The following is a 25469-nucleotide window of genomic DNA, read 5'->3' on the forward strand; positions in this document are numbered from 1 at the left end:
AACTCCTAGCTGTGCCCGGGGGCGGTGAGCCCATCGAGCACGATGGTCAGATACTGCTTGGCGAGGTTCTCGACCGTGACCGGGCCGCCCGGGCGATACCACCGGACCGCCACCCAGACGGTGTCGCGCAGGAATCGGTACGCGAGCTCCACGTCCAGCTCGGCGCGGAAGGTGCCGTCGGCGACGCCCGCCGTCAGCACCTGGTGCCAGAGCTCGCGGAACTCGCGGTTGTACTCCTCGATGTAGGCGAAGCGCTCGGAATCGCGGAGCCGCTTGGCCTCGGTCTGGTAGATGGCGACCGCGGAGTGGAAGCGGTCGAACGACTCGTAGGAGCTGAGGACGAGCGCCTCGAGGGTGTCCCGGGAGCCGAGCCCGGCGCCGACGATCTCCCGGTAGCGCCCGAAGAGGTCGTCGAGGAAGCCGCGCAGGATCTCGTCCACCATGGATTCCTTGGAATCGAAGTGGTGGTAGAGGCTTCCGGAGAGGATGCCGGCGGAATCGGCGATATCGCGGACGGTGGTGGCCCGCAGCCCGCGCTCGGCGAAGAGTCCGGCGGCGAGCGCGAGCAGTTCGGCGCGCCGGTTCGGCTTCGCGGCATCGGGAGCGGTCACCCGGTTCATCATGCCCGCTGGCTACTGACCGAGACCACCTCGCCGGTCAGGTAGCTGGTGTAATCGCTGGCCAGCATGGCGATGGTGGCGGCGACCTCCCACGGCTCGGCTGCCCGGCCGAATGCCTCGCGTTCGGAGAGGCGGTCGAGCAGCTCGGTGGAGCTGGTCTTGTCCAGGAAGGCGTGCCTGGCGATGCTCGGTGAGACGGCATTGATCCGCACGCCGAGTTCGGCTGCCTCGACCGCGCTGCACCTGGTCAGCGCCATGACGCCGGCCTTGGCCGCGGCGTAGTGCGCCTGGCCGTACTGCGCGCGCCAGCCGAGCACGCTGGCATTGTTCACGATCACGCCGCCGTGCCCGGCCTCGCGGAAGTAGCGCAGGGCGGCGCGGGTGCAGCGGAAGGTGCCGTTCAGGGTGATGTCGAGGACGCGGTCCCACTGGGCGTCGTCCATGTCGACCACCGGGGTCTCGCCGCCGAGGCCGGCATTGTTGACCAGGATGTCGATCCGGCCGAGTTCGGCCACGGCGCCGGTGATCAGCGCGTCGACCTGCTCGGTGCTCTGCACGTCGCAGGTGACGGCGCCGATGGTGCGGTCCGGGAACTCCGCGGCCAGCGCGGTTCTGGTCTCGCCGAGCCTACGCTCGTGCCAGTCGGAGACCACGATGTCGGCGCCCTCGGAGAGCAGCCTGCGTGCGGTCGCCGAGCCGATCCCGGTGCCGGCGGCGGCGGTGACCACGGCTTTACGCCCGGTCAGGAGACCGTGTCCGGCAACAGGTTCCGGCGCGACAGAGAGCGGCCCCGCGCTCACGGCCGAGCCTCGCGGGGAAGTCCGAGCACCCGCTCGGCGATGATGTTGCGCTGCACTTCGTTCGAACCTCCGTAGATCGTGTCGGCGCGGGTGAACAGGTACAGCCGCTGCCATTCGTCCAGGTCGTCGGCGGCGAGCAGCCCGGCCGGGCCGCGCACTGCCATCGCCAGTTCGCCGAGCGAGCGGTGCCAGTTTGCCCACAGCAGCTTGCCCACCGAGGCTTGGCCGCCCTCGTCGCCACTCTCGCCCATGGTGCGCAGCGCGTGCGCGCGCAGCACCCGCAGCCCGACCCAGGCATCGTCGATCCGGGCCGCGATGGCCGGGTCACCGTCCACCCCGGACTCCTGCGCCAGCTCCTCGATGGAGGCCAGCTCCCGCTCGAAGCGGATCTGCTGGCCGAGCGTCGAGATCCCGCGCTCGACGGCGAGCGTGCCCATGGCCACCCGCCAGCCCTGCCCCGGCTCGCCGACCACCAGGTCGGCGGCGGTGCGGGCATTGTCGAAGAACACCTCGTTGAACTCCGAGCTCCCGGTGAGCTGGATGATCGGGCGCACCTCGATCCCCGGCTGGTCCATGGGAACGAGCAGGTAGGAGAGGCCCTTGTGCCTGCTGGAGCCCTTCTCGGTGCGGGCGATCACGAAGCACCAGTCGGCTACGTGCGCCAGCGAGGTCCAGATCTTCTGGCCGGTGATCGACCACTCGTCGCCGTCCAGCTGCGCGGCGGTGCTCACCGCGGCCAGGTCGGAGCCCGCACCGGGCTCGGAGTAGCCCTGGCACCAGAGTTCGGTGACGTTCCTGACCCCGGGCAGGAAGCGCTGCTTCTGCTCCTCGGTGCCGAAGGCGAGCAGCGTCGGGCCGAGCAGCTCCTCCCCCACGTGCGAGACCCGCGCGGGCGCGTTCGCCTTCGCGTACTCCTCGTGGAAGATCACCTGCCTGCGCACGCTCGCGTCCCGGCCGCCGTACTGCTCCGGCCAGCCGAGGCAGGTCCAGCCCGCGGCGGCGAGATGCCGGTCCCAGGCGAGCCGCTCGTCGAAGGCCTCGTGCTCGCGGCCGGGGCCGCCGAGCCCGCGCAACCCGCTGAACTCGCCGGACAGATTGTCGGCGAGCCACTCGCGCACCTCGCGGGCGAAGGCGGCATCGCCGGAATCGGCCCCGCCGCTGCCCGCCGTGCCGGATTCTGAGGTCTGGATCGCACCCACGACGCTAGGGTAACCTACCAAGCACTTGCTTTGTAGCTTCGACGGTGAGGATATTCGTGAGCACCCCTGCTCGGACCATTCCGGCGGCGCTCAGGGCGGCCGCGGCCGACTTCGGCGCCGCCCCCGCCATCGCCGACGGCTCGGTGCGGCTCGACTGGGACGACCTGCTCGCCGACGTGCGCCGGGTGGCCGGCGCGCTGATCGCCCGCGGGGTCCGGCCCGGTGACCGGGTCGCCATGTGGGCGCCGAACACCCACCACTGGGTGGCGGCCGCGCTCGGCGCGCAGTACGCGGGTGCCGCCCTGGTCCCGCTGAACACGAGGTACGTCGCGGCCGAGGCGGCGGACGTGCTGGAACGGGTGCACGCGGCCGCGCTCTTCGTCGCCGGGCCGTTCCTCGGCCGGGACCGGCTGGCCGAGCTGCGCGCGGAGGCGCCGCAGCTCGAGATTCCCTCGATCGTGGTGATCCCGGTCGACGCCGACGCACCGCGCTCGACCGCCCGAGCGCTGCACTGGGACGACCTCACCGAGCTCGCGGAGCAGACCCCGCACGCGGAGGTCGAGGCCCGCGCCGACGCCGTCACCCCGGACGACATCGCCGACATCCTCTTCACCTCCGGCACCACCGGCCGCAGCAAGGGCACGCTGGTGGCGCACCGGCAGGCGCTCGACGTGGTGCGCGGCTGGGTCGAGTGCGCGACCCTGCGCCGGGACGACAACTACCTGATCATCAGCCCGTTCTTCCACAACTTCGGCTATAAAGCGGGCATCCTCGCCTGCGTGCTGACCGGCGCGACCATCGTGCCGCAGGCCGTGTTCGACGTGCCGGAGGCGATGCGGCTGGTCAGCGACGAGAAGATCTCGGTACTCCCGGGCCCGCCGACCATCTACCAGACCATCCTGGACTTCCCGGACCGCGCGCGGTTCGACCTGAGCACGCTGCGGGTCGCGGTGACCGGCGCGGCCACCGTCCCGGTGGTGCTCATCGAGCGGATGCGCGACGAGCTGGCCTTCGAGGTGGTGCTCACCGCCTACGGCCTCTCCGAGGCGGCGGGGTTCGGCACCATGTGCCGCCCGGACGACGACCCGGCCACCATCTCCGGCACCTGCGGCCGCCCGATCGCCGGCTTCGAACTGCGGCTCGCCGACTCCGGCGAGGTGCTGCTGCGCGGCCCGAACGTGATGCTCGGCTACCTGGACGACCCGGACGCCACCGCCGAGGCGATCGACGCCGACGGCTGGCTGCACACCGGCGACATCGGGGTGGTGGACGAGCGCGGCTACCTGAAGATCACCGACCGGCTCAAGGACATGTACATCTGCGGCGGCTTCAACGTCTACCCGGCCGAGGTCGAGCAGGTGCTGGCCCGGCTGGACGGGGTCGCGGAGTCCGCGGTGGTCGGCGTGCCGGACCCGCGGATGGGCGAGGTCGGCAAGGCGTACGTGGTGCGCAAGGCCGGTGCGCGGCTCACCGAGGAGCAGGTGCTCTCGCACGCCACCGGCACGCTGGCCAACTTCAAGGTGCCGCGCTTCGTCGAGTTCCGCGACCAGCTGCCCTACAGCGCCGCAGGCAAGGTGCTGAAACGTCGTCTACGTGAGGAGATTTCCTGATGTCCGCTGAGGGTGTACCCGACGAGGGCGAGGTGGTCACCTACGAGCGGCGCGGCCCGATCGCGGTCGTCACGATGAACCGGCCGGACTACCGCAACGCGCAGAACTCGGTGATGACCTACGCGCTCGACGCCGCCTTCCAGCGCGCGGTCGAGGACGCCGAGGTCACGGTGATCGTGCTGGCGGGCAACGGCAAGCACTTCAGCGCCGGGCACGACATCGGCACCCCCGGCCGGGACCACCACGTGCACTACGACAACAAGGCCGTGCTCTGGTGGGACCACGTCGACCGCGCGGGCGGTGACCAGCGCTTCGCCCGCGAGTCCGAGGTCTACCTCGGCATGTGCAGGCGCTGGCGGGAGATCCCCAAGCCGATGATCGCGCAGGTGCAGGGCGCCTGCATCGCGGGCGGGCTCATGCTGGCCTGGGTCTGCGACCTCATCGTCGCCTCGGACGACGCGTTCTTCTCCGATCCGGTGGTGCGCATGGGCATTCCGGGTGTCGAGTACTTCGCGCACCCGTGGATGATCGGCCCGCGCGCCGCCAAGGAGTTCCTCTTCACCGGCGACCGCTTCGGCGCGGCGCAGGCCAAGGAGTGGGGCATGGTGAACCGGGTGGTTCCGCGCGCCGAGCTGGAGGCGGAGGTGACCGCGCTGGCCGAGAAGATCGCGCAGATGCCGCAGTTCGGGTTGGCGCTCACCAAGAAGGCGGTGAACCAGGCCGAGGATCTGATGGGCATGCGCACCGGCATGGACTCGGTCTTCGGGCTGCACCACTTCGCGCACGCGCACAATGCCGAGGTCGGGGCGGATTCGCTCGGCGGCATGAACGCCCGCTCCATGCGCGACAACGCGACCGAGAACGGGAAATCCTGATGGATCTGGATCTCGACGAATCCGCGCGCGCCTTCCAGCAGGAGGTCAAGGACTTCCTCGCGGAGTCCGCGCCGCGCACCCCGCTCCCATCGATGGACACCGCCGAGGGCTTCGAGGCGCACCGCGAGTGGGAGCACACCCTCGCCGACGCCCGCTTCTCCGTGGTCTCCTGGCCGCACGAGCACGGCGGCCGCGACGCCTCACTCCTGGAGTGGGTCCTCTTCGAGCAGGAGTACTACGCCGCGGGCGCCCCGGGCCGGGTCGCCCAGAACGGCATCTTCCTGCTGGCCCCGACGCTCTTCGAGCACGGCACCCCCGAGCAGCTCGACCGCATCCTGCCCCGGATGGCCCGCGGCGACGACATCTGGGCCCAGGCCTGGTCCGAGCCGGAGGCAGGCAGCGACCTGGCAGGCATCCGCTCGACCGCCAAGCGCACCGAGGGCGGCTGGCTGCTCAGCGGGCAGAAGACCTGGAGCTCCCGCGCCTCCTTCGCCGACCGCGCCTTCGGGCTCTTCCGCAGCGACCCGGCGGCCGAGCGGCACCGCGGACTGACCTACGTCATGTTCCCGCTGGACGCCGACGGCGTCTCGGTGCGGCCGATCCCGCAGCTGGACGGCGAGGCCGGGTTCGCGGAGATCTTCCTGGACGAGGTCTTCGTCCCGGACGCCGACGTGATCGGCCCACCGCACGAGGGCTGGCGGATCGCCATGAGCACCTCGAGCAACGAGCGCGGGCTCTCGCTGCGCAGCCCCGGCCGGTTCACCGCGACCGCCGAGCGGCTGCTCGAACTGTGGCGCACCGCGGGCGACCGGGCGAACACCGCGCAGCGCGACGCCGTCGTCGACGCCTGGATCGGGGCAGAGGCGTACCGGCTGCACACCTTCGGCACGGTGACCAGGCTGGCCGACGGCGGCAAGCTCGGGGCCGAGTCCTCGATCACCAAGGTGTTCTGGTCCGAGCTGGACGTGGCCATGCACGAGACCGCGCTCGACGTCCTCGGCGACGCCGCCGAGCAGGCGGGGCCGTGGACCGACGGCTACCTCTTCGCCATCTCCGGCCCGATCTACGCGGGCACCAACGAGATCCAGCGCAACATCATCGCCGAGCGGCTGCTCGGACTACCGAGAGGGAGCCGATGAGATTCGCGCTCAGCCCGGAGCAGACCGATTTCGGGGCCAGCGTGCGCAAACTCCTCGAGGCGGGCCGCACCCCGGCCGCCGTCCGGAGTTGGGCCGCGGGCGACACCGGGCCCGGGCTCGCGCTGGTGCGCGGTCTGGCCGACGCGGGCGTGCTCGGCCTCGCGATCACCGAGGAGCACGGCGGGCTCGGCGCCGAGCCGGTCGACCTGCTCGTCGCCTTCCAGGAGATCGGCCGGGCCGCCGCGCCCGGACCGCTGGTGGAGACGGCCGCCGCCATTCCCGCGCTGCTCCAGGCGCTGCCGGATTCGACCGCAGCGGGCGAGATCCTGCCCGGGCTCGCGGAGGGCGCGCTCGGCACCATCGCCTTCGGCGAGCCGCTCGCGCTCGACGCCGACACCGCGGGCACCGTGCTCATCGCCGACGGACCGCGGCTGAGCCGCGCCACCGTCGGCGAGGCGGTGCGCTCGGTCGACCCCGCGCGCAGGCTCTTCCGGGTGCAGCCCGGCGAGGTGCTGGCCGAGGGCGATGAGGTGCGCACCGCCATCGCCGCGGGCTTCGACCACGGCGCGCTCGCGGCCGCCGCGCTGCTGCTCGGCGCGGGCAAGGCCCTGCTCAACGCCACCACCGAGTACGCCAAGCAGCGCAAGCAGTTCGGCGCGCCGATCGGCAGTTTCCAGGCGGTCAAGCAGCAGCTCGCGGATGTGCTCATCGCGCTCGATCTGGCCGAACCGCTGGTGCTGCGCGCCGCGCTCACCACCGCCGGGCCGACTCGCGCGCGCGACGTCTCGGCGGCGCTGCTCACCAGCGCGGACGCCGCCTACCGTGCGTCGCGGGTGGCACTGCAGGTGCACGGCGCCATCGGCTACACCGCCGAGTACGACCTCTCGCTCTGGATCACCCGGGTCCGGGCGCTGCAGAGCGCATGGGGCACGGCGGATTTCCACCGCTCGCGGATCGCCGACGCCCTGCGAGGCACCGCGTGAGCGACGAGCTGCAGGATTTCCGCGCGTCGGTACGCGCGCTGCTCACCAGGCACGCCGATTCCGCCGCGGTGCGCGCCGCGCTGGCGACCGACCTCGGCTACGACGAGAAGCTCTGGCGCCTGCTCTGCGAGCAGATCGGCGTCGCCGCGCTCGCCGTCCCCGAGGAGTACGGCGGGGCCGGTGCGGGGCTCACCGAATCCCTGCTTGTCGTCGGCGAACTCGGCCGCACCCTGGCCGGGGTGCCGATGCTCGGCTCCGCCGTGCTCGGCGTGCAGGCGCTGCTGCTGGCAGGCGACGCCGACACCTGCGAGCGGCTGCTCCCCGAGGTCGCCGACGGCACCCGCACGCTGGCCGTCAGCTGGGCCGATGCCCGCGGCTGGGACTCGCCGGGCGTCCGCGCCGACGGCGACGTCCTGCACGGCACCGCGCACTACGTCCTCGACGCCGCGGGCGCGACCACCCACCTGGTGCTCACCGAATCCGGGCTGTACGAGGCCGAGCCGAGCGCCGTCCGGACCATCGCCACCATGGACCCGACCCGCCGGGTGAGCGAGGTCGAGTTCGCCGGGGTCACCGGCCGCCGGATCGGCGATGCCGACCCGGTCCGGCTGCGCGAGATCGCCTGGACCGCGCTCGCCGCCGAACAGGTCGGCGCGGCGACGCGCTGCCTGGAGAGCACCGTCGAGTACTCGAAGTCGCGGGTGCAGTTCGGCCGCCCGATCGGCAGTTTCCAGGCGCTCAAGCACCGGATGGCCGACCTCTACGTGCTGGTCGAGTCGGCCGAATCCACCGTCCAGGCGGCCGTTGCCGCGCTGGTGGCAGGGTCGGAGAGCGCCGCGGAGGACGTCTGGGTGGCGCGCACGCACAGCACCGCCGCCTTCTCCACGGTGGCGGCCGAGGCCATCCAGCTGCACGGCGGCATCGCCATCACCTGGGAGCACGACGCGCACCTGTTCTTCAAGCGCGCGCACGCCGACGCACAGCTCTTCGGCACCGCGCGGCGCCCGGCCCGCACCGGGTGAGCGACCTCACCGCACACAGATAATTAGCTTATGTAACAATTATCTGTGTGCGGCCTGCCGCGTGAGCACGGCGCCGCGATCAGCCGTCGACACGCGATGAGGTCTCCCGATGAGCAGCACTCCCGAACGCACCAGGCAGCCGAGGGCGGTCTATGCCGTCGCCTTCGCCAGCGTGATCGCCTTCATGGGCATCGGCCTGGTCGATCCCATCCTCAAGCCGATCGGCGAGCAGCTGCACGCCTCGCCGTCCCAGGTGTCGCTGCTGTTCACCAGCTACATGCTGGTCACCGGGGTCGCCATGCTGGTCACCGGCGTGGTCTCCAGCCGGTTCGGGGCCAAGCGCACGCTGCTGGCCGGGCTCGCGGTGATCGTGGTCTTCGCGGCGCTGGCCGGGATGTCGGGCAGCGTGGCGCAGATCGTCGGGTTCCGGGCGGGCTGGGGGCTCGGCAACGCGCTCTTCATCGCGACCGCGCTCGCCACCATCGTCGGCGCGGCCAGCGGCGGGGTCGCGCGGGCGATCATCCTGTACGAAGCCGCGCTCGGGATCGGCATCGCCACCGGGCCGCTGGTCGGCGGGGTGCTCGGCGGAATCAGCTGGCGCGGGCCGTTCTTCGGCGTCTCGGTGCTGATGGCCGTCGCCTTCGTCGCCATCCTGGTCCTGCTGCCGGAGAGCCCGAAGCCCGAGCACCGCACCTCGATCACCGCTCCCTTCCGCGCGCTGCGCCACCGCGGCCTGCTGGTCGTCAGCCTGACCGCGCTGCTCTACAACTTCGGCTTCTTCACGCTGCTCGCCTACACCCCGTTCCCGCTGGACATGGGGACCTACGCGATCGGCTTCATCTTCTGCGGCTGGGGCATCCTGCTCGCCGTCTCCTCGGTCTTCCTCGCTCCCCGGCTACAGCGCCGCTACGGCACCCTGCCGATGATGTGCGCCGCCATCGGCCTCTTCGCCGCCGACCTCGCCGTCATGGCGCTCTTCGCCGACTCCAAGCCGGTCCTCGTCGCGGGCACCGTGCTCGCCGGGCTCTTCCTCGGCGTGAACAACACCCTCATCACCGAGGCCGTCATGATCTCCGCCCCCGTCGAGCGCTCCACCGCGTCGGCCGCCTACAGCTTCGTCCGCTTCGCCGGCGGCGCCGCCGCCCCCTACCTGGCGGGCAAGCTCGGCGAGCACAACACCGCGCTCCCCTTCTGGCTCGGCGCCGCCCTCACCGCCGCCGCCGTCGGCGTCCTGTACGCCGGGCGCGCCGCGCTCGCGCACATCGACGAGCACGAACCGGCGCCGCGCAGTGTGGCTGAGGCCCAGGCCATCACCGTCGGCGACTGACCGCCGCTACGCCGTCGCGCGCGGAACCCGCAGGTCGTGCAGGGCGGTGAACTGGAGGAGGCGGGTGGCGGCGCTGCGCGGGACTTCGGCGAGCAGGCCGTGCGACACCTCGGGAAAGACCTCGGTCTCGACGTTCGGGATCAACGCGCGGGCGCGGGTGACGGCGGCGGCGGGGTCGTAGAGGACGGTGCCGCCGCCGCAGAGGACGAGGGTGGGGGTGGCGATGGCGGTGAGATCCGCATCGGCCAGGACCCGGGCGTACGGCAGCGACATGCGGAAGCGGATCGCGGCGGTGGCGAGCTCGGTGTCCTCGGGGGTGGTCGGGACACCGGGCTGCAGCTTGGCGAGCAGCCTGCGGGTGCGACCCGATGTCGGCCGGATGCCTGCCAGCACCATGCGGGCCAGCAGCACGGTGCGCACCGGGACCAGCACCGATCCGGGTTCGATCAGGGTGAGGCTGGCGGGAATGGAGCTCTGCCCGGCGAGCATCCCGGCCAGCCTGCCGCCGTGCGAGAAGGCGACGAGGTGCGCACGCGGCAGCTCGAGCCCGGTGAGCACCTCGCCGAGCCAGCGCGCCATCTCGGCGCCGTGCACGATCGGCTCGGTCTGCACGCTCCGGCCGGGGGTGCCGATGATGTCCGGCATATAGACGGTGCGGCGGCGAGCGAGCCGCTCGATCACCGGGCTCCACATGAGGCTGTTGCCCTGGAAACCGTGGATCAGCACCAAGGGTGTGCCGACCCCGTTTCCGGAGCTCCGGACGTAGGTGGTGCCGTACGAGGTCGGCACCTCGAGATCGCGCCACGGGATCGGATACAGTGCTTCGGCGGCCCCGTAGGCGGCGACGAACTTCTCCCGCGCCTTCGCGCTGCCGAAGTGCCCCGCTCTGATAGCCATCACCGCTCCTCACACATGGTGGTACCGTCGTATCATATCGGCTGCCTCGCCGTACCGTATGCCTTCCGGGGAAAGGTGGACGAATGCCTCGGCTCGCGGACCACGAACAGCGGCGGAAGCAGATCACCGACGCCACCCGCCGGGTGATCGCGCGGGACGGGCTGACCGCGGCCACCTTCCAGTCCGTCGCGGCCGAGGCCGGGATCTCGGTGCGGCTGGTGCAGTACTACTTCGGCACCAAGCGCGAGTTCCTGATCGCCACCCACCAGGCGGTCGTGGTGGATGCCGGGGCACGGCTCGGCGCCGGGCTCACCGCGCTCGGCCCGGACGCGACCCCGCGCGACATCCTGCGCACCACCTTCGCCGAGCTGCTCCCGCTGGACGACACCCGCCGCGACGAGGTACTGATCCTCGGCGCCTTCCAGGCCGCCCAGCTCGGCCGCGCCGAGGTCGAGAACACCATCGGCAACGGTCCCGCCCGCTACATGGTGGACGCCGCCGCCCAGCAGCTGGCGCGGCTGCGCAAGGGCACCGATGCGCGGATGGAGACGATCACGCTGGACGCCGAGCTCCTGGTCGCCGCGGTCGGCGGGCTCGCCCAGGGCATGCTGAGCGGCTTCGCCACCCCCGAGCACGCCGAATCACTGCTCGACCGCCTGCTCGACCGGCTCCTCCCGCCCTGACCCCCGGAGTACCGTCGGCCCCATGAGCCTCCGCTCCGAGCCGAGCCCCAAACGCGTGCGCACCTACCTGGCCGGCCGCCAGGTCGCGGACACCGACGCAGCGCTGCTGGTCTGGGAGATCCCGCACTACCCCGCCTATTACCTCCCGCTCGCCGACGTGGCGGCCGAACTGGTCCGCACCGGCGCGACCGAGACGCACGAGCTGCTCGGCACCGGCACCAGGTACGACGTGCTGCTCGACGGCGTGCGTGCGCCCGGCTCCGCACTGCGCTGGACCGCGGTCCCGGATCACGTCCGGCTGGAGTGGGCGGCGATGGACGAGTGGCTGGAGGAGGACGAGCCGGTCTACGTGCACCCGCGCGACCCGTACAAGCGGGTGGATGTGCTGGCCAGCTCCAAGCACGTGCGGATCGAGCTCGACGGCACCCTGCTCGCCGAATCCCGTTCGCCGCGCATCCTCTTCGAGACCTCGCTGCCGCCGCGGTACTACCTGCCGTTCGCCGACGTCCGGCTGGAGCTGCTCACCCCGAGCGCCACGCACACCAGCTGCCCGTACAAGGGCACCGCCGACTACTGGACGGTCACGGTGGACGGCACCGAGCACCGCGACATCGTCTGGGGCTACCGCACGCCGCTGCCGGAGAGTCAGAAGGTCGCCGGGCTGCTGTGCTTCTACAACGAGAAAGTGGACATCGTCATCGACGGCGTCCGGCAGGATCGGCCGCAGACCCCGTTCTCCTGAGAGGAATCCATGCGCCCGCCCCTGGCCGAAACGCTCGATCTGGACCCGCACCCCGAGGGTGGCTGGTTCCGCGAAACCTACCGCAGCCCGGTGCGTTTCACCCCCGACGGGTACGACGGCGACCGCGCCGCGGCGACCGCCATCCTGTTCCTGCTCATGCCGGGCGAGCGCTCGGCGCCGCACACCGTGCGCTCGGACGAGCTGTGGTTCTGGCAGGGCGGGGGCGCGCTGACGCTGGAGATCGGCGGCACCGAGGTGGCCCTCGGCCCGGATCACGCGGCCGGGCAGCAGCTACAGGTGGTGGTTCCCGGTGGGGTGAGTCAGGCGGCGAAGCCCGCAGGCGACCAGCACGTGCTGGTCGCCTGCGTGGTCTCCCCCGGCTTCGATTTCGACGACTTCCGGCTCGATTGACCGCTACGCACGTCGAGCCGGCCGTCATGGCACATCGAGCACGCCGCGGCGAGACTCCCGGCCGGATCTACCCTCACTCCACCTCGAGCACGCCCTCCTCGACAGCCCACCGGATCGTCTTGGCGAGACTCTCGCACCCCTCCGGCCGCCCGGGCCCGTACCCGCCCGCGCTCAACCGCGCGAAGACCGGGCACCGCTCCTGCGGCGGCTCGGTCCACTCGATCGAGGTCTGCCGCGCACTGGCCTTGCGCACCCGGACCTCGGTGCCGCAGGCCTGACACCGCAGCGGGGTCAGGCCGTCCTCGAGATAGCGCCGCTTGTCCGCCACCGTCTGGGCCCGCACCTCGGCCTGCCGCTCCGGCCGGTCCGCGAAATCGGGAGCCTTGGCCCAGGTGGCGGCCATCAGACGCTCGCCTCCTGCGGCCCAGGCTCCTGCTGGCGGCGCAGGTTCTCCGCCACCTCGGCCTCCCAGAACTCGTTCGCCTTGGTGGTGTCCACCTCGAACTCGTAGCGCTGGGTCATCTTCTCGGTGACCTCGGCGAGGTCCACGTAGAACTGGTCGTACCAGCGGCGCAGCTGGTAGACCGGCCCGTCCTCCTCGCAGAGCAGCGGGTTCTCGACCTTGGACTTGTGCTTCCAGATCTCCACGTCCTGCAGGAAGCCGACGCTGATGCCCTCGCTCATCTTGGCCGCCAGCTTGTCCGCCGTCGCGCCCTCGACCCCCTCCGGCTTCTGCAGGGTGATCCCCCACTGGAGCATGAAGGAATCCTGCGACACCGGGTAGTGGCAGTTGATCAGGACGCTCTTGACCTCGTACCCGCTGTAGATGTTGACCAGCGGATTGATCATGTACGAGGGGCCGAAGTACGACGCCTCGGACTTGAGCAGCGTGTCGCCGCCGTACTTCGACGCCATCCCGATGTCCGGCCTGCCCTTGGTCTCCAGGAACTGGGTGGCGATGTGCCCCTCGAAGACGTTCTTGAAGTAGGTCGGGAAGGCGTAGTGGATGTAGTAGAAGTGCGCCATGTCCACGACGTTGTCGATGATCTCGCGGCAGTTGGCGCCCTCGATCAGCATCGAGTTCCAGGTCCAGTCGGTCCAGCCGCTGTCCAGTTGCTCGGTGGTGTTGCCGTCCGCGTCGGTGTAGGGGCCGACGATGTGCGGGATGGTGACCTCGTCGGGCGGCGTGCTGCCCTCGTGGTCGTGCCAGACGAAGAGCTGGCCGTTGCGCTCCAGGGTGGTCCACTTCCTGGTCCTGGCCAGCGGCGGCACGCGCCGCGCGTACGGGATCTCGGTGCACTTGCCCGTGGTCCCTGACCAGCGCCAGTCGTGGAACGGGCAGGCGATGTCGTCGCCCTTGACCTCGCCCATGCTCAGGTCGCCGCCCATGTGCCTGCAGTAGGCGTCGAGCACGCGGAGCTCGTCGTTGCCGTCCGCCCAGATCACGAGCTTGGTACCGAAGACGTGGACCGCGTGCGGCTTGCCGTCGCGGAAGTTCTTCGCCAGCCCGAGGCAGTGCCAGCCCCGCGCGTAGCGGGTCGGAACCGTGCCGACGTCGAGCTCCCGCACCTTACCGCCGCGGGTTGAGGTGTCTGCCATTCGCGAATCCTCCTCCTTCACTACTAGAACACGTTACAAAACTGTGGGCCGCAGCGCCAGCGTCGGCCCAGGTCTCCCGCATTCGCCCAGCGGCGACCAGCACCCGCGTTCTGTTCTCGACATAAATAAGAACCTGTTCTAGTCTCAGGGGTGATGAGTACCGGTTACCGATCGACCAGGCAGGAGCAGGTCCGGACATGACGCAGGAAGTGACCGAACGGGTCGAAGCACTGTTGCCGACGCTGCGCGAGCGCGCGCAGGAGGCCGAGGATCTGCGCCGCATTCCGGACGAGTCCGTGAAGGCGCTGCAGGAGACCGGCTTCTTCCGGCTGCTACAGCCGACGCAGTGGGGCGGCCACGCAGCCGACCCGGTCGTCTTCTACGACACCGTGCGCAAGATCGCCAGCGCGTGCGGCTCCACCGGCTGGGTGTCGGGCATCATCGGCGTGCACAACTGGCACCTGGCGCTCTTCGACCAGCGGGCGCAGGAGGACGTCTGGGGCGAGGACACCGAGGTCAGGATCTCCTCCTCGTACGCGCCGATGGGTGTCGGCACCGTCACCGACGGCGGCTACATCGTGCGCGGCAGCTGGGCCTGGTCGTCCGGCTCGGACCATGCCAGCTGGGCGGTGCTCGGCGGCCCGGTGATCAAGGACGGCAAACCGGTCGATTTCGGCTCCTTCCTGATCCCGCGCGACGACTACCGCATCGACGACGTCTGGAACGTGGTCGGGCTGCGCGGCACCGGCTCCAACACCGTCGTGGTCGAGGACGTCTTCGTGCCGCGGCACCGCTTCCTCAGCTTCCGCGCGATGAGCGAGCTGACCGCGCCCGGCCTGGAGCAGAACACCGACCCGGTCTACCGGATGCCGTGGGGCACCGTGCACCCCACCACCATCTCCGCGCCGATCGTCGGCATGGCCTACGGCGCCTACGAGGCGCACATCGAGCACCAGGGCAAGCGGGTGCGCGCCGCCTACGCGGGCGAGAAGGCCAAGGAGGATCCGTTCGCCAAGGTGCGGGTCGCCGAGGCGGCCAGCGACATCGACGCCGCCTGGCGCCAGCTCTCCGGCAATGTCGCCGACGAGTACGCGATCCTGAAGGCGGGCGGGGAGATCCCGTTCGACCTGCGGGTCAGGGCCCGCCGCGACCAGGTGCGCGCCACCGGCCGCGCCGTCGCCTCGATCGACCGGCTCTTCGAGAGCGCGGGCGCCACCGCGCTGTCCAACGGAACGCCGCTGCAGCGCTTCTGGCGCGACGCGCACGCGGGCCGGGTGCACGCGGCGAACGATCCGGAGCGCGCGTACCAGATGTTCGGCACGCACGAGTTCGGGCTGCCGATCAACGACGCCATGGTGTAGGGGGAGAACACGTGACCTCGACGGCGGAACTCACCTACGAGTCCACCTCCCGGTACGCGCAGGTGCGGCCGGACCTGAAACTGCATTACCACGAGGCGGGGGTCGGCAACGGCCCGACCATCGTGCTGCTGCACGGCGGCGGCCCCGGCGCCTCCTCGTGGTCCAACTTCGCGCGCAACATCCCGGTGCTGGCGCGCGAGTTCCACGTGCTGGCGGTGGACCAGCCCGGCTTCGGCAAGTCCGACAAGCCGACCGAGCACCCGCAGTACTTCGTGCACAGCTCGGCCGCGCTGAAGGACCTGCTCGACCACCTCGGCATCTCCGACCGGGTGCACCTGCTCGGCAACTCGCTCGGCGGCGGCGCCGCGGTGCGGTTCGCGCTGGACTACCCCGAGCGCGCGGGCAAGCTCATCCTGATGGGCCCCGGCGGGCTGAGCACCAACCTCTTCGCCGCCGACCCCACCGAGGGCGTCAAGCTGCTCGGCAAGTTCAACTACCAGCCCACCAGGGAAAACCTTGAGGCGTTCCTCCGGATCATGGTCTTCGACCAGAAGCTGATCACCCCGGAGCTGATCGAGGAGCGCTTCGCCTCGGCGAGCGAGCCGGAGTCGCTGGCCGCCACCCGGGCGATGGGCAAGTCCTTCGCCGGCGCGGACTTCGAGAAGGGCATGCTCTGGCGCGACGCCTACACGCTGCGCCAGCCGGTGCTGCTGATCTGGGGCCGCGAGGACCGGGTGAACCCGCTGGACGGGGCGCTGGTCGCGTTGAAGTCCATTCCGCGGGCGCAGCTGCACGTGTTCGGCGGCTGCGGGCACTGGGCGCAGCTGGAGAAGTTCCACGAGTTCAACCGGCTGGCGATCGACTTCCTGGCCGGCGTGAAGGAGAAGTGATGGGCATCCGCTCCCTCGGCTACCTCCGCATCGAGGCCACCGACGTCGCCGCCTGGCGCGAGTACGGGCTCAAGGTGCTCGGCATGGTGGAGGGGAAGGGCACCGACCCGAACTCGCTCTACCTGCGCATGGACGAATTCCCGGCCCGCCTGGTGATCGTGCCCGGCGAGCAGGACCGGCTGCAGGTCTCCGGCTGGGAGACCGCGAACGCCGAGGAGCTGCAGGACATCCGCGCCCGGCTGGACGCCGCGGGCGTGCCCTACAAGGAGGGCACCGCGGCCGAACTGGCCGACCGCAAGGTCTACGAGCTGATCCGGTTCGAGGACCCGAGCGGCAGCGTGCTCGAGGCGTTCCACGGGGTCGCGCTGGAGCACCGCAGGCTGGCCAGCCCGTACGGGCACCGCTTCGTCACCGAGGAGCAGGGGCTCGGGCACGTCGTGCTCAGCACCTCCGACGACAAGGCGGCGCTGGAGTTCTACCGCGACGTCCTCGGCTTCCGGCTGCGCGACTCCATGCGGCTCCCCCCGCAGATGGTCGGCCGCCCCGCCGACGGCGAACCCGCCTGGCTGCGCTTCCTCGGCTGCAACCCAAGGCACCACTCGCTCGCCTTCCTGCCGCAGCCGACCCCGAGCGGCATCGTGCACCTCATGCTCGAGGTGGAGAACGCCGACGACGTCGGGCTCGCGCTCGACCGCGCGCTGCGCAAGAAGGTCAAGATGTCGGCCACGCTCGGGCGGCACGTCAACGACAAGATGCTGTCCTTCTACATGAAGACACCCGGCGGCTTCGACATCGAATTCGGCTGCGAGGGGCTGGAAGTCGAGGACACCGACTGGATCGCGCGGGAATCCACCGCCGTCAGCCTGTGGGGGCACGACTTCACCGTCGGATTCCGCGAGCAATGAGCGAGTATCCGGAGATCGACGGCAGGGCGTTCCGGAACGTCCTCGGGCAGTTCTGCACCGGCATCACCGTGATCACCACCTTCGGTGCGGACGAGGCCCCGATCGGCTTCGCCTGCCAGTCCTTCGCCGCGCTCTCCCTCGACCCGCCGCTCGTCCTGTTCTGCCCGGGCAAGTCGTCCCGTTCGTGGGCGGCGATCGAGGAGCGCGGGCGGTTCGCGGTGAACGTGCTCGCCGAGGAGCAGCGGGAGCTCTGCGCCCGCTTCGGCTCCCGTGAACCGGACAAGTTCGCGGGGGCCGCATGGCACCGTTCTTCCCTGGAGCTGCCCGTCCTGGACGATGCGCTCGCGACCATCGAGTGCTCGGTGGATCGGGTGGTCGACGGTGGGGATCACTGGATCGTCATCGGGCGGGTGCTCTCGCTCGCCGAGGTGGGTGAGTCGGGGCGGCCGTTGCTGTTCTACCGGGGGCAGTACAGCGCTATCGAGCCGGACAAGACGGTGCCCGCGCCCTGGCGCGCGGATCTCGAGCACTTCCTCACCACTACGACGTTGGATACGTGGTTGTGAGCTTTTAGATATCGCGGATCAGCTCGGCGAAGGCGGAGAGTTCGTCGAGCTGGGCGTCGAGCGGGTTCAGGGAGGCGTTGACCACTATGCGGTCGACGCCTTCCGCCGTCAGTGCGGCTATGTCGTCGGGGGTGAGGGCGGTGGAGCCCCAGCGGGTGTATTCGAGGCGCGCGGGATCGCGGCCGGCGGCGGTGGCTTCGGCGCGGGCGAGGGTGATCTGGCGGGCGCGTTCGTCGGGGGTGCGGGTGCCGCCGGCGAAGTAGCCGTTCCCGCGGCGGCCCGCGCGGCGGGCGGCGGCCGGGCTGGAGCCGCCGATGTGGAGGGGGAACTCCGCTGTGGACGGCTTGGGATAGACGCACACCTCGGCGAAATCGAAGAACTCACCGTGGAATTCGACGCCGTCGGGACCGCCGGACCAGAGCAGGCGCAGCACGTCGAGCGCTTCGTCGGCGCGCCTGCCGCGGGTCGCGTAGTCGACGCCGAGCGCCGCCGCCTCGCCCGGCAGCCCACCGACGCCGACGGTCAGCAGCCGCAGCCTGCCCTTGGAGAGCAGGTCGAGGGTGGCGAGGCGCTTGGCAAGCAGGATCGGGTGGCGGTACGGGAGCAGCAGGACGCCGGTGCCGAGGAGCAGGCGGTCGGTGTGTGCGGCGGCGAAGGTCAGGATCTCGAGCGGGTCCGGGAAGGGGAGGGTGGTCGGCACCTCGCTGCCGCCGATGCGGGCGCCGGGGTACAGGGCGACGTGGTCGGGTACGTACAACCCCTCGAAACCGCATGCCTCGACGTGCCGGGCGAAGGTGACCAGGGCGTCCGGGTCGGCGCCGTGTATCGGCGTCGGGTAACTGACCGAGAACTTCATTCTCGCCACGGTAGTTCGTCAGTAAAGTGCTCAGTGGATGAGCGCTTATCTCGGGATCATGAGATGCATGGAGATCATCGAGTGCGCGGACGCCGCCGAGTGGGACCGCTGGCTGGCGGCGAATCACGAGCGGGCAGGCGAGGTGTGGGTGCGGATCGCGAAGAAGGGGGCGGCGCGGACGAGCGTCACGCTCACCGAGGCGCTGGACGGGGCGCTGTGCGTCGGCTGGATCGACAGCCATCGGCGGGCGGTCGACGCCGAGCACTACTTGCAGCGCTACTCGCCGCGCCGGGCGCGCAGCCCGTGGTCGGCGGTGAACGTGGCGAAGGCGGAGGCGTTGATCGCGGCCGGGAGGATGCGGGCCGCCGGGCACGCGGCGATCGAGGCGGCGCGGGCGGACGGGCGCTGGGCGGCGGCGTATCCCCCGCAGCGAAGTGGTGCGACGCATCCGGATCTGGTCGCCGCGCTCGCCGCCGATCCGGCTGCCCGGGCGCGATTCGACGCACTGGGGCGCAGTGCGCGCTACGGCTTCTCATTGCGGGTGACCAAAGCGCGAACCGACGCCGGGCGGGCGACTCAGGTGCGGAAGGTGCTCGCGGAATTACGGTCTTGACCGCTTCCGCCTACGCCCTGCCGTACAACTCATCGAGGCCGATCAACTCGACCTCACCACGGCTCTGCTCCTGCACCAGATCGTCGGTGAATCCGGCCCCGGAGAAGCAGAGCAGGCGGGTCGCCTCGGCGTCGTAGCGTCCCTGACGGCCGACGAGATCGCGGATGCGCCGAAGCCGATCCAGGTGCCCGAGCCCCATGACGTCGTTCCACTTCGCCTCGCCCAGCGCGAGCAGCGGCGCCCGGCTTCCGTCTGCATAACCGACCGCGACCACGTCCACCTCGTGCGTCGTCCGATCGACGGGGTCGTTGACGGTGCCCGCACACACCCGAACCGGCAGATCTGCCAGCCGCCGCTGATGCCCGTACAGCGCCGCCCACTCCCGGCACACCTGCTCGAAGTGCGGCCCGAGAACATTGCTCGTCCAGCGTTGCGCGGACCGTTCCCAGATGCGCTCGATGGCCGTCGCCGCGCTGAGCTGAGGCCAATAGGGCCGCATGATCGCGTGATAGAAGGTGAGGAGCGGTTCGGCGATTCGGAAATCGGTGCGGTTGGCGCGGAAGGCGTCGACTTCGCGGGTGATCAGGCCGGCATCCTCGAGCACCGTCAGCGGGTGCGCGAGCTCGTTCGACTTCCGGCCCACGTAGCCCGCGATACCGCCGCGGCCGCTGTTGCCGTTGGCGATCGCATTGAGTACCGAGTTGTAGATCGCGCCGTCGCGGAGGTCCGGTTCCTCGGCGAGCAGGTAGCGGGCTTCGAGGAACATCGGGCTGCCCGGGGAGAGGACCGCGCGGACGACCCAGTCATCGAAATCGTCGAGCCCGCGCGGGGCGTCGTAGCGGATCATCTCGGTGCGGTACGCGGGCGTGCCGCCGACCACCGCGTGCACGCGCAGCGCCAGCCGCGGGTCATCGATCTCCCAGAACCGCGCCGCCTCCCGATACCCGAGGGTGCGGATAGGCAGTTCGAGCGAGGCGCGGCCGCGCAGCGGGGCATTCCCGGACAGCAGTTTCCCCATGAACGACAGCGCCGAGCCGCACAGCAGCAGCCGGGTGCGGGACGAAGTGCGCTCGCTCCGCCGAGGGGCGTACGCGCCCTGGAGGATGGAGGGCAGTGCCGGGTTCACCCGCACCAGGTAGGGAAACTCATCGATCACCACCGGGACGGGCCGCTCCGCTCCCATCCTGAGCAGCACGTCGAGCACCTGCCCCCAGTCGGCGGGCGCGAACGGCACCACCGGCCGCAGGTGCCGGGTCAGCGCCTGCCCGATGGATGCCAGCGACTCGGCGTCGGTGGCTTCCTGCGCCGAGAAGTAGAAACCGCCCGCGCTCTCGCAGACCGCCTCCAGCAGGAAGCTCTTTCCCTGCCGCCGCCGGCCCGAGACGACGCCGAGCGAGGCTCCGCGGCTTTCGTCCGTGACGAAGCGGCGCAACGCGTCCCACTCGCGATCCCGATCGAAGACATCGGCTGGCTTTTCCACAGCGCCTCCCGGGAGAAGTACAGTTATGATAAGTATACTTCTCTCAGAAAGGCTCTGCTAGGGGCGCATTTCGAGCCACTGTGCGAACGTCTGAATTCCGCGATCGGCATCCGGCCCGGCTACCAGGGCTCCCTGCCGGAACGCACGTCCCGCCTTCCCCGGCAGCGGGAACCGCAGCACCCGATCGCCACGACCGGTGGCGGCGGCATAGCGGCGAATCATGTCGTCCAGCGGCAGCTCCTCCGGACCCCCGAGGTCTCGCACCCGACCCGCCGGCGCACCGACCGCCAGGTCGACCAGCCGCTCGGCCACCTCGCGCGCCGCGATCGGATTCACCCGCATGGCGGGGACCAGCGTCAGCGGGCCGACCCGCACCCCACCCTGCGGTTGTCCGGCGAACTCGTGGAACTGGGTGGCGCGCAGCAGCGTCCACGGCACCGGTCCACGCTCGACGGCGCGCTCCTGTGCCATCTTCCCGGTGTAGTAGCCGAACGGCACCGCATCGCTCCCGACGATGCCGAGCAGCACATGGTGCCGCACCCCCGCCGCCTGCTCCGCGCGGTGCAGGTTCGCGGTGACCTGCTCGAAGAACTCCGTCGCCGCCGGGGCCGATCGGGTGACCAGCGAGGTCAGATCGATCACCGCGTCGACTCCGGTCAGGTCCAGCCCCGCACCGGTGCGCAGGTCCACCCCGGTCGACCGAGCCAGCACCACCGCCTCGTGCCCGCGCTCGCGCAGCACCTCCACCACCGGCTTCCCCACAGTCCCGGTCCCACCTGCCACCGCGATCCTCATCGCCCGCTCCTTCGCTCGTCGGTTACCGGATAGACCAGGTAGGTCCGGGGAAGCTGACAGGGAACCCGTGAGGCGTGCGTCACGTCAGCAACCGTGAGAGATCCCGACTTCGCTGAACTCGAACTCGTCTGCCGGGGTGACGTGAACCGCGCGGCGCGCAGGTTCGTCACTCGCATCACCTCAACAGACCTTATATACGGTTGGCATAGCACATATATACTAAGGGTATGTCGAAGCTATTGATCGAGGTCGATGACGATGCCCTCGCGGAGGCGCAGCAACTGCTCGGAACCTCCACCAAGAAGGACACCGTGAATGCGGCTCTCGTGGAGGTCGCCCGACGGCTGAAGAGGGTGAAGGCGCTCAACGGCCTCGCCGAAATGGCCGAGCAGGGCGACTTCGACTCGCTGCTCGACAAGCGCGAGTACCGGCGGTGATCGGCTACCTGATCGATACCTCCGCCGCAGTTCGCCTGCTCACCGATCCGGCCGTGCGACGGACCTGGCACGAGACCGTCACCGCAGGCGTGGTCGCGCTGTGCGACACGGTCGAACTGGAACTGCTGTTCAGCGCCCGCTCGTTGACCGATCGGGTGCACAAGAAAGCCATGTTCGAGGATTTGTTCGGCTGGGTCGTCACTCCGGACAGTGCGTGGACCCGAGCCCACGAGGTGCAGCAGCGCCTGACCGAGGAGGGGCACCATCGCAGCGCGGGGGTCGCCGACCTACTCATCGCCGTGACCGCCGAGGCGAACGACGTCACCCTGCTGCACTACGACCGGGACTTCGAAACCGTGGCCAAGGTGACCGGACAACCCACACAGTGGATCGCCCCGCCGGGAGCGATCAGTTGAGCCGCCGGACGGTGGCGAAGATCTGCTGCGCCCGCGCGGGCGACAGCTCCCCCGCGACCCCGCGGTCGGCCCCGACGGTCAGCACCAGCAACTCCCGATCCAGGCGGAAGGCGAAGGTGTAGACGGAGAAGTCCGTAGGGCACACGGGGTCGTCGGGTTGGCGAGTTCCTGAAGTCTCGACGACGTGCCCCGCGAGCCCGCCGAGGGTGGTGAGCGGGACCGCGGGGGTGGCTCGGCGGCCCCAGCGGGAGCCGCGGTAGCCGATGTCGGCGGTGGCGGCGCCGACATCGATGGCGGCGGAGGCGGTGTCGGGGGTGCCGGTGCGGGCGACGAAGGCGAGGGCTCGGGTGGCGGTGCCGCAGTAGTCGTCGCCGTCGCTGGCGGGGCCGCGGCCGGTGATGCGGCCGCGCGCGCTCTCGTAGCCGCGGATGACGCCCTCGGGGCTGACGGTCCAGCTCAGCGGGACGTCGTAGGCGACGCCGCGGGAGGGCACCGCGACCCCCTGGAAGCCGGGCAGGATCGGGGCGGTGAGGCTGGGCGGCCTGAGCTGGGCGTGCTCGGGTTGCGGGAGGGAGCGCGGCGGCAGGTCGGCACGGTGGACCGGCGGGTCGGACTCCGGGAGCAGGTCGAAGAGGAACGCAAGGAAGGTGATGCCTGCGATGAGCAGCACCGCGCCGAAGACTCCGACCGGCCAGAGCGACGGCGGTTTGCGGTACTCGTCGAGCGGCCGCATGGGCGGCATATCGGCTGACATCGGCGACCCCTTCCGGCGTCGATCATGCCGGAAGGGACGAAACCGCTACGCGGACAACGATTACTCGAACCGCAGCCGGACGGAGCCGAGTCCGGCGAACTCGGCCAGAAAACTATCCCCCGGCCGCGCATCGATCGCCCGCGTGCAGGATCCGGGCAGCACGATATCCCCGGCCTTCAACCGCACCCCGAAGCCCGCAACCTTCCGCGCCAGCCACGCCACCGCGATCACCGGATCGCCGAGCACCGCGTCACTGCGCCCCTCCGCGACCACCTCACCGTTACGGGTGAGCACGGCGTCGATCGCCTTGATGTCGATGTCACCGGGCGCCACCCGCTCCGGCCCGAGCACGAACCCGGCGGAGGAGGCATTGTCGGAGATGGTGTCGCAGAGCCCGATCTTCCAGTCCCTGATCCGCGAGTCGATCAACTCGATGGCGGGAGCGAAGGCGGTGGTGGCGGCGAGGACGTCGGCCTCGGTGCACTCCTCGCCGGGGAGGTCGGCACCGAGCACGAAGCCGACCTCCACCTCGACCCGGGGGAAGAGGTAGTTCGCGGCGGGCACCGGGCGGTCCTCGAAGACCTCCATCTCGGCGAGCAGGTGGCCGTAGTCCGGCTCGTCGACGCCCATCATCTGCTGCATGGCCTTGGAGGAGAGCCCGACCTTGTGCCCGACCACCTTCGCGCCGTTCGACACCCGGTGCCTGATGTTCAGCAGCTGGATCTCGTAGGCGTCGACCACGTCGATCTCCGGGTGCCTGGCCACCAGCGGGTCGATCGCGACCCGTTCGCGCTCGGCGACCGCGAGTTCGTCGGCCAGCTCGATGCGTACCGCCTCGGAGAGCACCTATCGGATTCCTTCCACTATGTCCGCGCCCGCCACCGCCCGCCCGGCGCGGCGCCCGGAGAAGACGCAGTCGGCGAGCGAGAGCCCGCTCACGTAGGAGCGCGAGCAGATGCCGACGGCGGTGCGGCCCGCGGCGTAGAGACCGGGGATGTCGGCACCGTCGCGGTCGCGCACGGCCCCGGTCTCCTCGTTCACCACGACGCCGCCGAGCGTGAGCATCGGGCAGGGGTTGGTCAGGCTGGGTTTGATACCCACATCGAACAGCCAGAACGGGCCGGTGGCGCAGTTTTCGCGGAATTCGGCAGGCTTGCCGACGGGGTCGGGCGTGCCGTTCGCGATGGCGGCGTTGTGCGCCTCGACGGTGGCGCGCAGCCCGGCCGGGTCGATGCCCGCCTTCCTGGCCGCCTGCTCGATGGTCGGGGCCTTGACGGCCCGGCGGCGCACCGGTTCGAACTGGGCGCGCTGGAACCAGGCGCCTTCCCTGTGGATCTGCCCGAAGGCACGCCGCGCGACCGCGTCGTCGGCCAGCAGCCAGCCGAGCCCGCCGTGCTCGCGGACCAGTTTGCCGCCGACGGCCGCGCCGTAGCGGGTTTCGTCGATGACGCGGGTGCCCGCCGCGTCGACCAGCAATGCCCCCGCGAACGCGCTGGGCGGGAGCAGGAAGCGCCAGGCGGAGATGTTGTCCATGTGCGCGGTGACGGCGCCGGCCTCCTGCGCCATGCGGATGCCACTGCCGTCGTCGCCGGTGGTGCCGAGCGCGAGGCCGTGCCGGAACTCGGGGCCGTGCTCGAGCACCATCTCCCGGTTCGCGATGAAGCCGCCGGCACTCACGATCACGCCGCGCCTGGCAAGCACCCTCGTGGTGACGCCGTAGCGCTGCTCCAGCCGGGCCATCCGCTGTTCCATCGCCGTGCGCAGCGGCGGGTAGTAGATGCCCGGCTTGGCCGCGAGCGCCGCCATCCGCGCGAACTGGTCGCGCACGCGGCGGGGTGCGCTGTTCATGGTCACGCACTCGACGCCGATCACCGCGCCGGTGTCGTCGGTGAGCAGGGTCGTCGCGCGGGTGTAGGTCTCGAGCTGGATCCCGGCCTTGCGCATCGAGGCGAGCAGCCCGGTGGCGAACTTCTTCCCGGAGACCCCGCGCCCCTTCACCCGGTGCCCGCGCTGCGCGGGCGGGATGTCGGCGAAGGCGCCGGAGAGCTCGCTGCCGGAGTGGTAGAGGTACCAGTCGTCGTTCGGGTAGGAGGTCTTGTAGGGGCAGAGCGCGGGGTCGAAGGGGACGCCGTGCTCGATCAGCCAGTCGATCAGCGCGGGGCTCTCGTCGACGAACCGCCGCAGCGTCTCCGGCGCGACCGCGTCGCCGACCTCGCGCTGGAGATACGCGAGCATCCACGCCGGATCGTCGGTGACCCCGGCCGCGCGCTGGATGCTGGTGCCGCCGCCCGCGTAGACGATCCCGCCGGAGAGCGCCGCCGCCCCGCCGCCGGCGAACCGGTCGAGCGCGAGCACCTGCGCCCCCGCTGCCGCCGCCTCCAGCGCGGCGGCGGCGCCCGCGGCCCCGGCACCGATCACGACGACGTCGGCACTGCTATCCCAGACCATTCACACTCCGAACTGAAACGAGTTACCTGGTTGTTCTCGAG

At 70.7% G+C, this 25469-nt stretch carries 28 protein-coding genes; 16 read left to right on the forward strand and 12 right to left on the reverse strand.

Annotation, left to right across the window (positions count from 1 at the left end; all coding sequences use genetic code 11):
- Nucleotides 1-5 precede the first annotated feature (5 nt).
- From ACFUJ1_RS14195 to ACFUJ1_RS14205, 3 genes are read right to left on the reverse strand one after another with little or no spacing between them, the layout of a single operon-like run.
- Nucleotides 6-620, reverse strand: a complete 615-nt coding sequence (locus ACFUJ1_RS14195; RefSeq protein ID WP_378645739.1) for a TetR/AcrR family transcriptional regulator — start codon at nucleotides 618-620, stop codon at nucleotides 6-8.
- Nucleotides 620-1420: an SDR family oxidoreductase gene (locus ACFUJ1_RS14200; RefSeq protein ID WP_378645583.1), complete on the reverse strand. Its 801-nt coding sequence runs from the start codon at nucleotides 1418-1420 to the stop codon at nucleotides 620-622. Before ACFUJ1_RS14200 ends, ACFUJ1_RS14195 begins: the two co-directional genes overlap by 1 nt.
- Complete coding sequence (locus tag ACFUJ1_RS14205) at nucleotides 1417-2619, reverse strand: acyl-CoA dehydrogenase family protein (RefSeq protein ID WP_378645584.1); 1203 nt, start codon at nucleotides 2617-2619, stop codon at nucleotides 1417-1419. Before ACFUJ1_RS14205 ends, ACFUJ1_RS14200 begins: the two co-directional genes overlap by 4 nt.
- A 56-nt stretch (nucleotides 2620-2675) precedes the next feature.
- Here ACFUJ1_RS14205 and ACFUJ1_RS14210 point away from each other — a divergent pair, with 56 nt between their 5' ends.
- From ACFUJ1_RS14210 to ACFUJ1_RS14235, 6 genes are all read left to right on the forward strand, one after another.
- Complete coding sequence (locus ACFUJ1_RS14210; RefSeq protein WP_378645586.1) at nucleotides 2676-4229, forward strand: FadD3 family acyl-CoA ligase; 1554 nt, start codon at nucleotides 2676-2678, stop codon at nucleotides 4227-4229.
- Complete coding sequence (locus ACFUJ1_RS14215; protein ID WP_378645587.1) at nucleotides 4229-5104, forward strand: enoyl-CoA hydratase; 876 nt, start codon at nucleotides 4229-4231, stop codon at nucleotides 5102-5104. Before ACFUJ1_RS14210 ends, ACFUJ1_RS14215 begins: the two co-directional genes overlap by 1 nt.
- Entirely contained in the window at nucleotides 5104-6243 is a 1140-nt protein-coding gene (locus ACFUJ1_RS14220; protein ID WP_378645589.1) for an acyl-CoA dehydrogenase family protein, read from the forward strand. Before ACFUJ1_RS14215 ends, ACFUJ1_RS14220 begins: the two co-directional genes overlap by 1 nt.
- Nucleotides 6240-7226 (forward strand): acyl-CoA dehydrogenase family protein, encoded by a 987-nt coding sequence (locus tag ACFUJ1_RS14225; RefSeq protein ID WP_378645591.1) that lies wholly within the window; start codon nucleotides 6240-6242, stop codon nucleotides 7224-7226. Before ACFUJ1_RS14220 ends, ACFUJ1_RS14225 begins: the two co-directional genes overlap by 4 nt.
- The gene (locus tag ACFUJ1_RS14230) at nucleotides 7223-8248 is read left to right on the forward strand and encodes an acyl-CoA dehydrogenase family protein (RefSeq protein ID WP_378645592.1); all 1026 of its coding nucleotides are present in this window, start codon (nucleotides 7223-7225) and stop codon (nucleotides 8246-8248) included. Before ACFUJ1_RS14225 ends, ACFUJ1_RS14230 begins: the two co-directional genes overlap by 4 nt.
- A 109-nt stretch (nucleotides 8249-8357) precedes the next feature.
- Complete coding sequence (locus ACFUJ1_RS14235; protein ID WP_378645594.1) at nucleotides 8358-9575, forward strand: MFS transporter; 1218 nt, start codon at nucleotides 8358-8360, stop codon at nucleotides 9573-9575.
- 6 nt (nucleotides 9576-9581) lie between these two features.
- Here ACFUJ1_RS14235 and ACFUJ1_RS14240 read toward each other — a convergent pair whose 3' ends face one another.
- Complete coding sequence (locus ACFUJ1_RS14240; RefSeq protein ID WP_378645595.1) at nucleotides 9582-10472, reverse strand: alpha/beta fold hydrolase; 891 nt, start codon at nucleotides 10470-10472, stop codon at nucleotides 9582-9584.
- A gap of 83 nt (nucleotides 10473-10555) precedes the next feature.
- Here ACFUJ1_RS14240 and ACFUJ1_RS14245 point away from each other — a divergent pair, with 83 nt between their 5' ends.
- From ACFUJ1_RS14245 to ACFUJ1_RS14255, 3 genes are read left to right on the forward strand one after another with little or no spacing between them, the layout of a single operon-like run.
- Nucleotides 10556-11155, forward strand: coding sequence for a TetR/AcrR family transcriptional regulator (locus ACFUJ1_RS14245; protein WP_378645597.1), 600 nt, complete (start codon nucleotides 10556-10558; stop codon nucleotides 11153-11155).
- A gap of 22 nt (nucleotides 11156-11177) precedes the next feature.
- Nucleotides 11178-11897: a DUF427 domain-containing protein gene (locus ACFUJ1_RS14250; protein ID WP_378645598.1), complete on the forward strand. Its 720-nt coding sequence runs from the start codon at nucleotides 11178-11180 to the stop codon at nucleotides 11895-11897.
- Between the two features lie 9 nt (nucleotides 11898-11906).
- On the forward strand, nucleotides 11907-12308 hold the full coding sequence (locus ACFUJ1_RS14255; protein ID WP_378645600.1) for a cupin domain-containing protein: 402 nt from the start codon (nucleotides 11907-11909) through the stop codon (nucleotides 12306-12308).
- Nucleotides 12309-12381: 73 nt separating this feature from the next.
- On the opposite strand, the gene ACFUJ1_RS14260 is transcribed toward ACFUJ1_RS14255, so the two are convergent.
- Nucleotides 12382-12711, reverse strand: a complete 330-nt coding sequence (locus ACFUJ1_RS14260) for a hypothetical protein (RefSeq protein ID WP_378645601.1) — start codon at nucleotides 12709-12711, stop codon at nucleotides 12382-12384.
- Nucleotides 12711-13907, reverse strand: coding sequence for a Rieske 2Fe-2S domain-containing protein (locus tag ACFUJ1_RS14265; protein ID WP_378645603.1), 1197 nt, complete (start codon nucleotides 13905-13907; stop codon nucleotides 12711-12713). Before ACFUJ1_RS14265 ends, ACFUJ1_RS14260 begins: the two co-directional genes overlap by 1 nt.
- Nucleotides 13908-14104: 197 nt before the next feature.
- On the opposite strand from ACFUJ1_RS14265, the gene hsaA reads away from it, so the two are divergent.
- The 4 genes from hsaA to hsaB are packed head-to-tail and all read left to right on the forward strand — an operon-like array spanning nucleotide 14105 to nucleotide 17629.
- Nucleotides 14105-15268 carry a 3-hydroxy-9,10-secoandrosta-1,3,5(10)-triene-9,17-dione monooxygenase oxygenase subunit gene (gene hsaA / locus ACFUJ1_RS14270; protein ID WP_378645604.1) on the forward strand — a complete coding sequence of 388 codons (1164 nt, stop codon included), beginning with the start codon at nucleotides 14105-14107 and terminating at the stop codon, nucleotides 15266-15268.
- A gap of 11 nt (nucleotides 15269-15279) precedes the next feature.
- Nucleotides 15280-16158, forward strand: a complete 879-nt coding sequence (gene hsaD, locus ACFUJ1_RS14275) for a 4,5:9,10-diseco-3-hydroxy-5,9,17-trioxoandrosta-1(10),2-diene-4-oate hydrolase (protein WP_378645606.1) — start codon at nucleotides 15280-15282, stop codon at nucleotides 16156-16158.
- Nucleotides 16158-17063, forward strand: a complete 906-nt coding sequence (gene hsaC, locus ACFUJ1_RS14280; RefSeq protein WP_233015724.1) for an iron-dependent extradiol dioxygenase HsaC — start codon at nucleotides 16158-16160, stop codon at nucleotides 17061-17063. Before hsaD ends, hsaC begins: the two co-directional genes overlap by 1 nt.
- Complete coding sequence (gene hsaB, locus ACFUJ1_RS14285) at nucleotides 17060-17629, forward strand: 3-hydroxy-9,10-secoandrosta-1,3,5(10)-triene-9,17-dione monooxygenase reductase subunit (protein WP_378645608.1); 570 nt, start codon at nucleotides 17060-17062, stop codon at nucleotides 17627-17629. Before hsaC ends, hsaB begins: the two co-directional genes overlap by 4 nt.
- A gap of 4 nt (nucleotides 17630-17633) precedes the next feature.
- Here the strand turns inward: hsaB and ACFUJ1_RS14290 are convergent, their stop codons facing one another.
- On the reverse strand, nucleotides 17634-18485 hold the full coding sequence (locus tag ACFUJ1_RS14290; protein ID WP_378645609.1) for a TIGR03619 family F420-dependent LLM class oxidoreductase: 852 nt from the start codon (nucleotides 18483-18485) through the stop codon (nucleotides 17634-17636).
- Nucleotides 18486-18552: 67 nt separating this feature from the next.
- Between ACFUJ1_RS14290 and ACFUJ1_RS14295 the strand changes: the two genes are divergently transcribed.
- Entirely contained in the window at nucleotides 18553-19098 is a 546-nt protein-coding gene (locus ACFUJ1_RS14295) for a YdeI family protein (protein WP_378645611.1), read from the forward strand.
- A gap of 10 nt (nucleotides 19099-19108) precedes the next feature.
- Here ACFUJ1_RS14295 and ACFUJ1_RS14300 read toward each other — a convergent pair whose 3' ends face one another.
- The gene (locus tag ACFUJ1_RS14300) at nucleotides 19109-20530 is read right to left on the reverse strand and encodes an ATP-binding protein (protein WP_378645612.1); all 1422 of its coding nucleotides are present in this window, start codon (nucleotides 20528-20530) and stop codon (nucleotides 19109-19111) included.
- 105 nt (nucleotides 20531-20635) lie between these two features.
- Nucleotides 20636-21373 carry an SDR family oxidoreductase gene (locus ACFUJ1_RS14305; RefSeq protein WP_378645614.1) on the reverse strand — a complete coding sequence of 246 codons (738 nt, stop codon included), beginning with the start codon at nucleotides 21371-21373 and terminating at the stop codon, nucleotides 20636-20638.
- A gap of 227 nt (nucleotides 21374-21600) precedes the next feature.
- On the opposite strand from ACFUJ1_RS14305, the gene ACFUJ1_RS14310 reads away from it, so the two are divergent.
- Both ACFUJ1_RS14310 and ACFUJ1_RS14315 read left to right on the forward strand, forming a co-directional pair.
- On the forward strand, nucleotides 21601-21810 hold the full coding sequence (locus ACFUJ1_RS14310) for a type II toxin-antitoxin system VapB family antitoxin (RefSeq protein WP_378645615.1): 210 nt from the start codon (nucleotides 21601-21603) through the stop codon (nucleotides 21808-21810).
- Complete coding sequence (locus ACFUJ1_RS14315) at nucleotides 21807-22226, forward strand: PIN domain nuclease (RefSeq protein ID WP_378645617.1); 420 nt, start codon at nucleotides 21807-21809, stop codon at nucleotides 22224-22226. Before ACFUJ1_RS14310 ends, ACFUJ1_RS14315 begins: the two co-directional genes overlap by 4 nt.
- Here the strand turns inward: ACFUJ1_RS14315 and ACFUJ1_RS14320 are convergent.
- Genes ACFUJ1_RS14320 through ACFUJ1_RS14330 form a run of 3 tightly spaced genes read right to left on the reverse strand, consistent with a single transcriptional unit; the run spans nucleotide 22219 to nucleotide 25428 of the window.
- A complete protein-coding gene (locus ACFUJ1_RS14320) occupies nucleotides 22219-22980 on the reverse strand; it encodes a hypothetical protein (RefSeq protein ID WP_378645618.1) in 762 nt (253 codons plus the stop codon). The two genes, ACFUJ1_RS14315 and ACFUJ1_RS14320, sit on opposite strands and share 8 nt — an antisense overlap.
- 60 nt (nucleotides 22981-23040) lie before the next feature.
- The gene (locus ACFUJ1_RS14325; protein WP_378645620.1) at nucleotides 23041-23826 is read right to left on the reverse strand and encodes a 2-keto-4-pentenoate hydratase; all 786 of its coding nucleotides are present in this window, start codon (nucleotides 23824-23826) and stop codon (nucleotides 23041-23043) included.
- Nucleotides 23827-25428, reverse strand: coding sequence for an FAD-binding protein (locus ACFUJ1_RS14330; RefSeq protein ID WP_378645621.1), 1602 nt, complete (start codon nucleotides 25426-25428; stop codon nucleotides 23827-23829). It lies immediately after the preceding gene.
- Nucleotides 25429-25469 lie beyond the last annotated feature (41 nt).

It is taken from the genome of Nocardia sp. NPDC057227, assembly GCF_042669725.1.
GTDB lineage: Bacteria > Actinomycetota > Actinomycetes > Mycobacteriales > Mycobacteriaceae > Nocardia > Nocardia asteroides_A.